Source organism: Rhodococcus sp. K11/5, from assembly GCF_055193735.1.
In genome coordinates, this window is sequence record NZ_CM143721.1 from 1,510,044 (window position 1) to 1,522,671 (window position 12,628).

15 protein-coding genes and 1 riboswitch are annotated in these 12,628 nt (G+C 68.0%); of the genes, 13 read left to right on the plus strand and 2 right to left on the minus strand.

The window, feature by feature from the left end; translation table 11 throughout:
* The first annotated feature begins 36 nt into the window (after window positions 1-36).
* A complete protein-coding gene (locus tag ACY466_RS07355; protein WP_463251120.1) occupies window positions 37-240 on the plus strand; it encodes a zinc-ribbon domain-containing protein in 204 nt (67 codons plus the stop codon).
* A gap of 25 nt (window positions 241-265) precedes the next feature.
* On the opposite strand, the gene ACY466_RS07360 is transcribed toward ACY466_RS07355, so the two are convergent.
* Window positions 266-1,216 carry a LacI family DNA-binding transcriptional regulator gene (locus ACY466_RS07360; protein WP_463251122.1) on the minus strand — a complete coding sequence of 317 codons (951 nt, stop codon included), beginning with the start codon at window positions 1,214-1,216 and terminating at the stop codon, window positions 266-268.
* A 172-nt stretch (window positions 1,217-1,388) separates the two neighbouring features.
* Between ACY466_RS07360 and ACY466_RS07365 the strand changes: the two genes are divergently transcribed.
* The 8 genes from ACY466_RS07365 (at window position 1,389) to ACY466_RS07400 (ending at window position 8,160) form a co-directional block, all read left to right on the plus strand.
* Window positions 1,389-2,411: a Gfo/Idh/MocA family oxidoreductase gene (locus ACY466_RS07365; RefSeq protein WP_463251124.1), complete on the plus strand. Its 1,023-nt coding sequence runs from the start codon at window positions 1,389-1,391 to the stop codon at window positions 2,409-2,411.
* Window position 2,412: 1 nt separating this feature from the next.
* Window positions 2,413-3,189 carry a TIM barrel protein gene (locus tag ACY466_RS07370; protein ID WP_463251127.1) on the plus strand — a complete coding sequence of 259 codons (777 nt, stop codon included), beginning with the start codon at window positions 2,413-2,415 and terminating at the stop codon, window positions 3,187-3,189.
* Between the two features lie 66 nt (window positions 3,190-3,255).
* Complete coding sequence (locus tag ACY466_RS07375) at window positions 3,256-4,299, plus strand: iron-siderophore ABC transporter substrate-binding protein (RefSeq protein WP_463251130.1); 1,044 nt, start codon at window positions 3,256-3,258, stop codon at window positions 4,297-4,299.
* A gap of 182 nt (window positions 4,300-4,481) precedes the next feature.
* Window positions 4,482-4,709 carry a hypothetical protein gene (locus ACY466_RS07380; protein WP_463251133.1) on the plus strand — a complete coding sequence of 76 codons (228 nt, stop codon included), beginning with the start codon at window positions 4,482-4,484 and terminating at the stop codon, window positions 4,707-4,709.
* Window positions 4,706-5,641 (plus strand): ABC transporter ATP-binding protein, encoded by a 936-nt coding sequence (locus ACY466_RS07385; RefSeq protein ID WP_463251135.1) that lies wholly within the window; start codon window positions 4,706-4,708, stop codon window positions 5,639-5,641. Before ACY466_RS07380 ends, ACY466_RS07385 begins: the two co-directional genes overlap by 4 nt.
* Window positions 5,638-6,408 (plus strand): ABC transporter permease, encoded by a 771-nt coding sequence (locus tag ACY466_RS07390; RefSeq protein ID WP_463251137.1) that lies wholly within the window; start codon window positions 5,638-5,640, stop codon window positions 6,406-6,408. The genes ACY466_RS07385 and ACY466_RS07390 overlap by 4 nt, the downstream gene beginning before the upstream one ends.
* A 25-nt stretch (window positions 6,409-6,433) precedes the next feature.
* Complete coding sequence (locus tag ACY466_RS07395; protein WP_463251138.1) at window positions 6,434-7,558, plus strand: sensor histidine kinase; 1,125 nt, start codon at window positions 6,434-6,436, stop codon at window positions 7,556-7,558.
* Window positions 7,555-8,160, plus strand: a complete 606-nt coding sequence (locus tag ACY466_RS07400) for a response regulator (RefSeq protein ID WP_463251140.1) — start codon at window positions 7,555-7,557, stop codon at window positions 8,158-8,160. Before ACY466_RS07395 ends, ACY466_RS07400 begins: the two co-directional genes overlap by 4 nt.
* Here ACY466_RS07400 and ACY466_RS07405 read toward each other — a convergent pair.
* Window positions 8,145-9,017: a helix-turn-helix transcriptional regulator gene (locus tag ACY466_RS07405; protein ID WP_463251141.1), complete on the minus strand. Its 873-nt coding sequence runs from the start codon at window positions 9,015-9,017 to the stop codon at window positions 8,145-8,147. The genes ACY466_RS07400 and ACY466_RS07405 overlap by 16 nt on opposite strands.
* Window positions 9,018-9,197: 180 nt before the next feature.
* Between ACY466_RS07405 and ACY466_RS07410 the strand changes: the two genes are divergently transcribed.
* The 4 genes from ACY466_RS07410 (at window position 9,198) to ACY466_RS07425 (ending at window position 12,408) form a co-directional block, all read left to right on the plus strand.
* A complete protein-coding gene (locus ACY466_RS07410) occupies window positions 9,198-10,142 on the plus strand; it encodes an SDR family oxidoreductase (protein ID WP_463251143.1) in 945 nt (314 codons plus the stop codon).
* A 129-nt stretch (window positions 10,143-10,271) separates the two neighbouring features.
* Window positions 10,272-11,639 carry an acetamidase/formamidase family protein gene (locus ACY466_RS07415; RefSeq protein WP_463251145.1) on the plus strand — a complete coding sequence of 456 codons (1,368 nt, stop codon included), beginning with the start codon at window positions 10,272-10,274 and terminating at the stop codon, window positions 11,637-11,639.
* A 68-nt stretch (window positions 11,640-11,707) separates the two neighbouring features.
* Window positions 11,708-12,085, plus strand: a complete 378-nt coding sequence (locus ACY466_RS07420) for a DMT family transporter (protein ID WP_463251147.1) — start codon at window positions 11,708-11,710, stop codon at window positions 12,083-12,085.
* The gene (locus ACY466_RS07425; protein ID WP_463252170.1) at window positions 12,085-12,408 is read left to right on the plus strand and encodes a DMT family transporter; all 324 of its coding nucleotides are present in this window, start codon (window positions 12,085-12,087) and stop codon (window positions 12,406-12,408) included. Before ACY466_RS07420 ends, ACY466_RS07425 begins: the two co-directional genes overlap by 1 nt.
* Window positions 12,409-12,460: 52 nt before the next feature.
* Window positions 12,461-12,599: riboswitch (cobalamin riboswitch) on the plus strand.
* Window positions 12,600-12,628: the final 29 nt, after the last annotated feature.

Below are 12,628 nucleotides of genomic sequence, written 5' to 3' on the forward strand. Positions count from 1 at the left end.
CTCTCGACGAGGACCACCGCCCCGTACGCTGGTCGGATGTTCTTTCTCTTCGGGTACGGCACCAAGCGTCGGCAGACCGGCATCGGTGAGACCCGCACGTGTCCGCGGTGCCACAACACCACTCAGTGGGCACGGATGAAGCAGTACAAGCAGATCACGGTGTTCTTCGTTCCGATCGCTCGCTGGAAGCGGGTCGAGAGCGAGGAATGCGGTATCTGCGGCTCCGCCGTAACGGTGTGAATGCCGCCCGGAACGAGACCGACGATCAGGTCGTCGCGCGGCGCACCAGGTGCGGCCGGAGGACCGTGTCGACCGGAGGCTCGCCCCGGATCTGGCGAAGCGCGGCATCGACGGCCGCGTCGGCGAGCGCCGGCGCGTCCTGCGAGATCGATGTCAGTCCACCGTGGGTGATACGGGCGAGGCGCGAATTGTCGTAGCCCACCACGGCGAGGGCTTCGGGAACCGCCACGCCCGCACGGGCGAGATGGTCGAGGACTCCTGACGCACAACGGTCGTTGAAGGCGCAGACGGCGGAGGGGGCCCCGTCGGTCAGAAGGCGTCGGATCGCTTCTGCGCCATCGGTTTCCGTCGGACCTCCGGGATGCACGATCGGAGACAGGCCGTGCGCGGTCATCGCGTCGAGAAATCCCTGTCGCCGGTCGGCCGCGCCCGGGGCGTCGCCGCCGTCGATGTGCGCGATGCGCGTGTGGCCGAGTTCCACGAGATGATCGACGGCCAGAGCGGCACCCGCGACGTCGTCGCTGCGCACTACGCCCACCCCGTCCGCACCCGTGTGATTCATGACGGACACGGTGGGCATCGACGCTCGCAGGGCGGCAACGGCATCCGTGCCGGAGATCGCGCCGAGGAGAATCGCCCCCTCGCATCGCTCCGTCACGAGCGAGCGGAACGCAGCTTCGTCGGATCGCGTCGGAGCGGTCGCACTGAGCGTCACGTCGTACCCGCGGCGCGCCGCGGCCTGATACAGGTGTTCGACCAGATCTCCGTGGAACGGTTGGTGCAGATCGAAGGTGACGCCGAGCAGGCGCGACGCATTCTGTCTCAACTTCTGGGCCCGACGGTCCGGGACGTAGCCGATGTCGTCGGCGATCGCGGTGACGCGAGCCCGCGTCTCCTCGCTCGCGCCCGGAACACCGCGGAGGACGATCGACACCAACGCCGGCGAGACCCCCGCCACGCGTGCCACATCCGCCATGGTGGGGCGAGCAGCGTCTCCCCGCGTTCCTCGGGCACGCGCCTTGCCGGACAGTGTGCCTCCTCGTTCGTTTCGGCCGAGGGTAGTTGACCGGCCTCGCGTATACCTCTAGCGTACCGCCTACTAGAACGTACTAGTTGCCTCGAGCTGAGCTTTCGAACGGGAGTAAGTCATGTCCTCGTCACCCACCATCGTCCGTGTCGCGTTGATCGGCGCCGGCCGCATCGGCAGGAACCACGCCGAGATCGTCGCTCGGCGGGTCCCCGGCGCGGCACTCGTCGCCGTGGTCGATCCGGTCGACGGAGCGGCGCGGTCCGTGGCCGACACCCTCGACGTGGAGCACGCGTTCACCGACGTCGACGCCGCACTCTCCTCGGACGCCGTCGATGCCGTGGTGATCGCGGCGCCCGCTCGGTCGCACACCGAGCTCGTCGTGTCGGCAGCGGCCGCGGGCAAGCACGTCTTCGTCGAGAAGCCGATGGCCGTCACCCTCGCCGACGCAGATCGTGCGATTGCCGCGGCCGATGCGGCCGGAATCGTCTTGCAGGTCGGATTCAATCGGCGCTTCGCCCCGGCTTTCGCCGCGGCCCGATCCGCGATCGACGACGGCGTGATCGGTACACCGCAACTGCTTCGGTCGCTGACCCGCGACCCCGGTCCCTTCACCGCGGACCCGGCACGCATCCCGCCGTGGACGATCTTCCTCGAGACGTTGATCCACGATTTCGATACGCTCTGCTTCCTCAACCCGGGCGCGCGTCCGGTTCGTGTCACGGCCATCGCCGACGCCTTGGTGCGTCCCGACGCTCGCGGGAGCGGTCATCTCGACACCGCCGTGGTCACGGTTCAGTTCGACAACGGAGCCATGGCCACCGCCGAGGCGAGTTTCAGCGCTCTCTACGGCTACGACGTGCGCGGTGAGGTGTTCGGATCGGCCGGCATGGTGACCGCCGGGGACGGCCGCAGCACCTCGATGACAGTGCACGGCGCGGCCGGCACGCACATCGACACGGCTCGCAGTGACACGGAGCTGCTGCGCGACGCCTACATCGGTGAATTCACCGCGTTCGTCGACGCGGTGCGGTTCGGCACGCCTTCGCTCGTCACGGGGCACGATGCTCGAACCGCACTCGAGATCGCCCTCGCCTGCATCCGCAGTGTCGAGACCGGAACCGCCGTGGTGTTGGGGGACTGACATGTCGGACTACACGCTCGCCGCCAGCGCGGAGATGTTGTTCGTGGATCTACCGTTTCTCGAACGCGTGCAGCGGATCTCGGCGCGAGGGCTGCAGGTGGAGATCTGGAACTGGGCCACCAAGGACATCGACGCTCTCGCCGCATCCGGTGCGGTGTTCTCGTCGATGACCGGGTACCTCGACGGAAATCTCACCGATCCCGACGGCATCGAACGACTGCTCGCGACCGCCCGCGAATCTCTGGACGTCGCCGCGCGACTCGACTGTGCGCGATTGAACCTGCACGGCACGGGTCTCGACGGACAGGGACTACCGGTGGATCCGGTCGAGACGGTGACGCCCTCGATGTGGTTGACCGCCGCGGACACTCTGCGTCGGGTCGCCGATCTGGGCGAGCAGGCGAACCGGGTGTTCACCCTGGAGAACCTGAACCTCGCCGTCGACCATCCCGGGACGCCGTTCGCCGCTGCGGCGGACACTCTCGCTCTCGTGCGGGCGGTGGGCAGCCCCTGGCTGACCATGAATCTGGACCTCTATCACGCGCAGATCGGGGAGGGGAATCTGATCGCACTGGTGGAGCAATCGCTTCCCCACATCGGTGAGATCCAAGTTGCGGACGTTCCCGGGCGGTGCGAGCCGGGAACCGGCGAGATCAACTACAGCGCGGTCGCCGCGGCTCTTCGTCGACTCGAGTACACCGGGGTCGTGGGACTCGAGGGGTGGGCACGCCACGACCCCGACGCGGCACTGGACGCGTTCGAGGCAGCCTTCTCCTGATCCGGGATTCAGTCGCGCGATATGTAAGGATAGGGTCCCCTTACTCGATCGAGGCGAAGGATCGTCGTGACACGCTTTCTTCTGGCCATGTCGTTGGCCGCGGCCGTGGTGGTGAGCGCCGCCTGCTCCACTACCGGACCCACGCCTTCCGTATCGGTGACGTCCGGACCGGGGCTCGGCACCGCGGATTCGGGCTCGGGCGCCCCTGGACCCACCACCGTTCCCGACGGTATGGGGTCGTCGGGAGTACCCGACGGTGAATTCCCCCGTACCATCGGTCATTTCGCGGGTGCGACGGACATCGAGACCGAACCCACCACGATCGTCGTGATCGCCACAGGGCAGCTCGATGCGGTGCTGACCCTCGGCGTGGTGCCCACCGGTGCCGCGTACGGGGACGGCGCAGACCTGGTTCCGCAGTACGTCGCCGACGCGTTCCCGCAGTACGCCGACCGGCTTGCCTCGGTCGTCGACATCGGTCAGCGACAGAACGTGAACCTCGAGGCCATCGCGAGTATCGAGCCCGATCTGATTCTCGCGAACAGCGCGGCGTCGGGAGAGATCTATCCCACGCTGTCCGCAATCGCGCCCACCGTCCTCACCGAGGGGACGGGAGTGAACTGGAAGCAGGACTTTCTGCTATTGGCCGATGCGCTCGGTCGAACGGAGCAGGCTCAGCGCTTTCTCGACGAGTTCGCCGCGGACGCCGGGGCGCTGCGCACGTTGTTGGGTGCCGAGGTCCCCACCGTGTCCTTCGTTCGATTCACGGCGGAACGCGCACGGGTGTTCGGCATTCCGTCCTTCGCCGGTTTCGTCGCCCACGACGCAGGCCTGGCGCGCCCGCCGAGCCAGCAGTTCGACGCGACGTCGCAGGACTTCAGCGAGGAGGAGATCGCGTCGGCCGACGCCGACTGGATCTTCGTGTCCGCTCAGCAGGCAGCGGCGGGTGTCACTGCCGACTCGTACACGAGCAATCCGCTGTGGGCAGGACTCGGCGCAGTGACGGCGGGGCACGTGGTCACCGTCGACGACGACCCGTGGTACCTCAACGCCGGACCGACGGCGGCACGCATCGTGCTGGACGGACTGGCCGAGAACCTCACGTCCTGACGATCGGGGGGGGCGCGGGCATCAACGGTGCCGCGCCACTCGATCTGTCGCACATCGCTACTCGCGGTGGGACCGAACATCCGGTACATGACGTTTGTCATCGCCGACCGATGACGGACTCATCGCGAGTGATGATGCGTCGCACTGTTGCCCGCTCGTCGATCGACGAAGAATCATTTCTCATGAAGCAACCAGACGAAGGAAACCTGTTCACCGACCTGATGGAGTTCGGGCCCGCTCCGACGATGTCCCGCGAACTCGTCGTCGTCGTCATCTCCGCGGCCATCGTCGCCGTCCTGTTCGCGATCGTCGGTGTGACCACACCGGCGATCGTGGCCGCCGCGGTCATCGCGGTGTTCCTCGGCGTGCGGTTCGTCCTCGGCCTGCGGGGATGGGGGAAGCGCGCATGAGCACCATCGACGTCGCAGGCATGACCCGCCGTTACGGTTCCGGAAAGAGCGCCTTCGAGGCCGTCTCGGGACTGGACCTGCAGGTAGCCGAGGGCGAACTGTTCGGCCTGCTCGGAACCAACGGCGCCGGCAAGACATCGACGCTGGAAGTCATCCAGGGACTGTCGAAGCCGAGCGAGGGTGTCGTCAGAATCATGGACATGGACCCGGTGTCCGACCGTCGCAAGGTGCGCCCGTTCCTCGGCATCATGCTGCAGAAGGGCGGCCTGCCCCAGGACCTCACGGCCGCGGAGAGTCTGCGGATGTGGGCGGGCACGTGCAGCAACCCGCTGCCGGTGTCCGATGTGCTGGAGCGCGTCGATCTGGCCGAGCGCGCCGACACGCGCGTCAAGTTCCTCTCGGGCGGTGAGCAGCGACGGCTCGACCTCGCGTGCGCGATCATCAGCCGCCCCCGAGTTCTGTTTCTCGACGAGCCCACCACCGGTCTGGACCCCGAGAGCCGGCGCAACACTTGGCGTCTGATCCAGGATCTGAAGGACTCGGGCGTGACCATCATGCTGACGACGCACTATCTCGACGAGGCCGAGTCGCTCTGTGATCGGTTGGCGATCATGCACCGCGGCAGGGTGGTTCGCAGCGGGACCGTCGACGAGGTGGTCGCCGACCACCCGGCGAAGATCGAACTGAAGGATCCGGGAGTCGCGCTACCGCAGCTCCCCGGGGCGAGAGTGGACACCCGCGGTGACACGGTCTCCATCACGACCGCGTCGGTGCAGGACACCCTCACCGACCTGCTTACGTGGGCCCGAACGAATCGGGTGACCTTGCACGGTCTCGATGCCCGCGCCGCGTCCCTCGAAACCGTGTTCCTCTCCATCGCAGACCAATTCGACTCTCCCGCTTCCGACGCAACGAAGGTGATCAGCGCATGAGTACCTTGACATCTCTGTCCCGAGCGGAATTCACCTTGCTCGGGCGCAACCGAGTTCTGCTGTTCAATGCCGTCGTCATGCCGCTGATCTTCCCGATCGTGCTGCTGATCATCGGCGTCCGGAGCGGCGGACTCGAGGACGCGGGGGTCTCCGCCGCCCTCGAGATCTTCGCGCTCTTCCTCCTGGTGTTCCTGGTCTACTACAACCTGCTGTCGGTCTACGCGACGAGGCGAGACGAGTTGGTGCTGAAGCGATTGCGGACGGGAGAGAGCACGGACGGACAGATTCTGCTCGGTCCGGCCGTTCCGTCGCTGGTGCTCACCCTGATCCTCAGCGCGATCGTCGGTGGTGCCATCGTGATTCTCGGTGGCTCGGCGCCCGTCAACGTGCTTCTCGTCGCGCTTGCCCTCGTCGGCGGAGCCGCCCTGTTCGCGGCGCTCGCTCTCATCACGTCCGCCTTCACCCGCAACGCCGAAGCAGCGCAGATCACGAGCCTTCCGATCATCCTGCTCGCGATGCTCGGGTCCTCGTTCCTGCGCGACGTCGTCCCCGAGTCGTTCGCCGACGTCGTGGCCCTGACGCCCATGGCCGCGGTCACGGACCTGTTGAACCTCGGCTGGTTCGGCACTCTCTCGCCGGGCGAGGCATCCGTGGGATTCGCGTCCACCTTCGCCGATGCCGCCCAGCCCGCACTCGTGGTGGTGGCCTGGATCGCGGGCAGCCTGCTGATCGCGCGGACCCACTTCCGTTGGGAACCGCGGTCCTGACCGCACCGTCTGCGAGGCTGGGGCCATGACACTGCGGGAGTACCTGAATCCGCTGCACGGTTGGCGCGACAGCAGTGACGTGGAGAAAGTCCGCGTCTACACCCAGCAGTCGTTCCTGCTGATCGTCGCCGCGTGCGGGATCGCCGCGATCGCGACCTCGCTCGCCGGCGGCGACGTCGGCACCGCGGCGGTGGCGGCGGTGTGCGCCGTCGCCGCCGTCGTCGTTCTGCAGCGCACCCCCAGCCTCGGCGGTACGTCGACGGGCGACATCCGTCCCGCCGTGGTCGTCCTCCTGATCTCCGCCGCACTCCTGTTCGTCCTCGGAGGAACGTCCCTGTCGGTCTGGGCGGCCGTGCTCTCCAGCGCTGCGCTGGCTGCTCTCGTCGATCTTCGCTGGTCCACGGCGGCGGCCGGCGTCGTTCTCGTCGTGGTCGCGATATCGGGAGGTGGCCTCGCAGCGGCGGTGGCCGTCGGTTTCGTGGTCGTGATGATGGCGGTGACCGTGCGGCTGTCGATGTGGCTGCTGCGCATCGTCACCGAGCTCGACGCCACCCGGGACGCGGCCGCCGCACTGTCGGTCGCCGAGGAACGCCTGCGCTTCTCCCGAGATCTCCACGACGTCGTCGGGCGGGCCCTGTCCGCCATCGCGGTGAAGAGCGAACTGGCCGCAACCCTCGCCCGACGCGGCGACGATCGGGCTGCGGACCAGATGGACGAGGTGCGAGACCTGGCCCAGGACTCCATGACCGACGCCCGCGAGCTGGTGCGCGGCTACCGAACCGTCGATGCCGCGTCGGAACTGGTGGGGGCTCGGTCGCTGCTCTCGGCGGCCGGGATCAGGACCGACCTGGTCGGCACCGTCGCGGACATTCCGGAGGGCGCGGCGGAGCAGGCAGCGTGGGTGCTGCGCGAGGGAGTCACCAACATCCTCCGACACTCCCACGCGTCGTTCTGCCGGATCGAGTTCGACGTCGACACCATCCGCATCGTCAACGACGGGCCGAATCCGGTCTCGGCGTCGGGCGACGGGACCGGGCTGAACGGACTGCGCGAACGTCTCACCGCCGTCGGTGGGAATCTGACGGTGGACGCCGCGTCCGATACCTTCACGCTGACCGCAGAGTTCGCACCGACGAGGGGCACGTCATGATCAAGGTTCTGTTGGCCGACGACGAGAATCTCATCCGCACGGCCCTGGCGACCATGCTCGACCTCGAGGACGACATCGAGATCGTCGGGCAGGCCGACTCCGGTGAGACCGCGGTGACCGTCGCGGCGCAGTCGACACCCGATGTCGCCGTGCTCGATCTGCAGATGGGCGGGATAGACGGAATCGAGACGGCGCAGCGCATCGGCGCTGCACAGCCGGCCTGCGTGTCGATCATCGTCACCAGCCACGGTCGACCCGGTTACCTGAAGAAGGCGCTCGAAGCCGGGGTGCGGGGCTTCCTTCCCAAGACGACGTCGGCCGCGACGCTCGCCGAGGTGGTGCGGACCGTCCACGGCGGCGGTCGCTACGTCGATCCCAGTCTGGCCGCGGAGGCCATCGGCGCGGGAGATTCCCCTCTGACCCCACGCGAGGCCGACGTTCTGGAATTCGCCGCCGACGGTGCCTCGATCGCGGAGATCGCTCAGCGCGCTCACCTTTCGCCGGGAACGACGCGCAACTACCTGTCCGCCGCGGCCGCCAAACTGGGAGCCGCCAATCGGCACGAAGCGTGCGCGGTGGCGCGGCGTCACGGGTGGATCTGACTCGCTTCGGCGTCGGTGGCCGTCGGCTGCGGGCCGATGACGGAGAGCAGTCGCAACTTGTCGCTGCTCTCGGTTCCCGGTGCGGCCGTGTAGACGAGCAGGTAGTGCGACTGCACCGGATCCAGCAGCGTCTGGCAGGTCAACTCCAGCTCGCCGAGGTGGGGATGGACGAACCGTTTCGTGTCGCTGGGGTGAACACCGACCTCGTGCATGCTCCACACCCGTCCGAATTCTTCGCTCTGCGCGAGCAGGAGATCGACGTACTCCGCGGCCCGAGACTTCGGCCCCCGCAGCGTCACCATCTCGCGCAGACCCGAGACCCACACGCGGGAGAGGAAGGCGTGGTCCTGCGGCGCATACAGCCGACGGCTGGAGGGATCGGTGAACCACCGATAGCCGATGCTGCGCGACGGGCCGGTGAATCGCGTCGTGTCTCCCGTGAGCGCGACTCCGAGCTCGGTCTGCCGCAACGTTTCTCCCAGCTCCGTGACGATCTCGGCGGGGGTGTCCGAGAGCCGGTCGAGGATGCGGAGTAGACCGGGCCCGATGTGATCGCCGACCGCGCCGTGAGTGGGTGGATTGTGCCCGGCGAGCCGGAACAGGTGGTCGCGCTCGACGAGGGACAGGTGCAGACCCTGCGCCATCCCCGCGACCATCTGCACCGACGGTGTCGGCCCACGCTCGCGCTCGAGTCGCGAGTAGTAGTCGCTCGACATGTGACAGATCGCGGCGACCTCCTCCCGGCGCAGACCCGCGGTCCGCCGGCGTTGTCCACGGGGGAGGCCCACGTCCTCCGGTTGCAGGGATTCCCGACGCAGGCGCAGGAACTGAGCCAGTCCGGTGCGGTCGATGTCCATGAATGCCTCCTCGGCGTCGGATCCTTTGTACCGCCGAAGTCCGAGTCGATCCACGGCTCGACGATCCCCCCTGTCGTGAGCGGCTCAACCCGGGATCGCCGAACCCGGGACACACGGGCCCTGATACTCGACGCCCTCGTCCTCCACAGTGATGGAACCACCACGAAACCGGGAGAGAACATGTTGCGAAGAAAACTCGACCTCACCGTCCCCGACCTGACGGGGCGTCGCGCGGTCGTCACCGGGGGGAGTGACGGGATCGGCCTCGGAATCGCCACCGCCTTGTCCGCGGCCGGCGCGGACGTCGTTCTGCCCGTGCGAAATTCGGCCAAGGGGCGCACCGCGGTCGAGACCGTGCGCCGGACTGTCCCCGACGCGTCGATCACGCTCCGGGACCTGGATCTGTCGTCGTTGGCCTCGGTCGCGGCGCTCGGGGAGGCTCTGCTCGCCGAGGGCGAGCCCATTCACCTGCTGATCGGGAACGCGGGGGTGATGACGCCGCCGACGCGGCAGACCACCGCCGATGGATTCGAACTGCAGTTCGGCACCAATCATCTCGGTCACTTCGCGTTGGTGGGCGCCCTCCTGCCGTTGCTGCGGTCCGGGCGTGCCCGCGTGGTGTCCCAGATCAGCGTCGCGGCCAACAGCGGCGCGATCAACTGGGAGGACCCGAACTGGGAGCGCAGCTACGACGGGATGCGCGCCTACAGTCAGTCGAAGATCGCATTCGGGCTGTTCGGTCTCGAACTGGATCGGCGAAGCCGGGCCGGGGAGTGGGGCATCACCAGCTACCTGTCGCATCCCGGCGTCGCCCCGACCAATCTCCTCGCGGCTCGACCCGAACTCGAACGGGAGAAGGAAACGGCGTCGCGCAAGGTCATTCGGGGGCTGTCGAGGATGGGCATCCTTCTGGGGACCGTCGACAGCGCCGGGCTTCCGGCGCTCCTGGCGGCAACGTCTCCCGATGCCGAACGCGGGGGCTTCTACGGCCCCGGCGGACTCGGGCACCTGGGCGGACGGCCCGGACCTCAGAAGCACTACTCGCGCGTGCTCGACCCGGACTCGGCCGCGCGGGTCTGGCGCTTGTCCGAGGAACTCACCTCGGTCACCTTCCCCGATCGCTGAGTCTCCGGGTCCGGGTCTAGGTCCGGGTCGGGGTGTCGGGGCCGGCCCAAAGGCTGCGTAGCGCAACCGTAACCGCCGAGAAACACGCCTCGCCTACGTTCGTCCTCCTGTCTACTCAGGAGGCTTCCCATGGCGCAGTCGATGGCGGAACACGCGGCACAGACCATTACCGACGGAATCGGGCGGCGTCGCTTCATGCAGGCCGTGGCCGCGCTCGGAGCGGGCGTCGGTATCGCCGGGACGGCCGCGTGTTCGTCGTCCGGGACGTCCGCGGCGTCGGCGACGTCGTCGCCACCGCCGATCGGAGGCGGTGGCATTCTGCAGCCCGGCGCCGGTGACATCCTCGGGGATCACTACCTGAGCTCCGAGGTCGATCGGGTCCTGTGGGGGTACGTCCCCACGGTGGAGTCGGAGTCGGTGCTGCGCATGCGATCCGGCGAGACCGTGACCATCGACGCGCTCAGTCACGAGGGCATCCTCGAGGACCAGGACCAGGGCCGCGACCCGCGCGAGTACTTCGGGCGCAACGGCGTGTCGGAGACCGAGGTCCTGCAGGACGCGATCGACATCGCGGGCGGCTACGACCGCACCGAACGCGACTTCGATCTCGACGGTCCCCACGTGGTGACCGGTCCGGTGTTCGTCGAGGGCGCACAGCCGGGGGACGTGCTCAAGATCGAAACGCTCGAAGCCGTACCGCGGGTGCCGTACGGCGTCGTGTCGAGTCGGCACGGCAAGGGCGCCCTCGCGGTCGGCGCGAACGGTGAACCGCCGGCCGGAATCACGATCGACGAGGTGATGCCGCCCGTCGCCACGGACGGCCGACCGTCGGACGACCCCACGCAGTACGGCAACGTCTCCACCTTCACCCCCATCGAGGACGGCCAGGGCGTCATGCGTTACGGCGATGCGGTGGTGCGCTTTCCGCTGAACCCGTTCATGGGCATGATGGGTGTCGCGTTCGCCGACGAACCCGGGCTGACCTCGCCCAACGCCAACTCGATCCCGCCCACCCTGGGTGGCGGGAACATCGACGTCGGATTGCTCGGCGTCGGGTCGACCTTCTACCTCCCGGTGTTCGCCGAGGGTGCTCTGTTCTACGTGGGGGATCCCCACATGGCGATGGGTGACGGCGAGGTGGCGCTCACCGCCATGGAGGGGTCGTTGCGCGGAACGTTCCGCCTCACGGTGTGCAAGCCGGGCAGCGGCGATGCGCCCTCGGTGGCGTACTCGTATCCCTTTGCCGAGAACGAGGATTCGTGGATCCCGATCGGACTGTCCGATCCGGACGGCGCGATCGGCGGGCAGAGTTCGGACCTGAACGCCGCGATGCGGCGGGCCGTGGTGAATGCGCTGGACTTCCTCGAGACCGACCTGGGAATGGACCGCGCCGTCGCGTACGCGTATCTCTCGGCGGCGGCGAACTTCACGGTGTCCCAGGTGGTCGACCGAACCGTGGGTGTCCACGGTCGGATCACCAAGGCGCACTTCGCCTGACGGTCCGCCCCGTGCAGCCGTGACCGTCGACCGGTCGGGACGACGAGAGTCGGTGGGAGGATGACGCCATGTCGTCCTCGCCTCCCGGAGCCCCTTCCGTCGTCGTGACCTGGCTCGTCCTTCTCGGTGCGATCGTCGCGGAAGTCGCGGCGACGCTGTCCCTGAAAGGCTCCGAAACCCGGTCGGCGCTCTTCGTCGTGGTGGTTCTCGGCTACCTCACGGCCTTCGCGGGACTCGCCGTGGTGCTGAAGCGGGGAATGGCGCTGGGTGTCGCCTACGGCATCTGGGGTGCGAGCGGCGTCGCGCTCACGGCGGCGCTCTCGTCGATCCTGTTCGGGGAAGCGTTGACCACGGTGATGGCGGGAGGCATCGGGCTCGTCGTCGTCGGCGTCCTCCTCGTGGAGAGCGGATCCCACCCGGTGCCGGTGCCCGAGGACGCGTCGTGATCGGGTACGCCTTCCTTCTGGGCGCCATCGCGTTCGAGGTGATCGGCACTCTCTCGCTGCGGGTCGCTGCACGCGGTCGGTCCGTGTTCTACCTCGTGGTCGCGGTCGGATACCTCGCGGCGTTCGCGTGCCTGCTGTCGGCGCTACGGCAGGGCCTTCCGCTCGGCGTCGCCTACGGGATCTGGGCCGCCGCCGGTGTCGCGCTGACCGCGATCGCGTCCAAGGTGCTGTTCGGGGAGCCACTGACCCGGCGCATGCTCGTCGGAATCGGGTTCATCGTGGTCGGGGTGTTGTGCATCGAACTCGGTGCCGCGGCGGCCTGACGACCCGTCGGCGGGGAGGTCACCCGACGGCGAACACGTCGGCCGTGCAACCATGACCTCGAAGAGTGTCGGTGCAGGGAACTCGGTGAAAATCCGGGACGGTCGCGCCACTGTGTGCATTCGGCGTTGCCTCGGCAGATCTCGACGCGTCGGTTGTGAGTCAGATACCGAGCCGTCACTTCGACTCACATCGGACGCGTAATCCAGGGGAGTTCTGTCG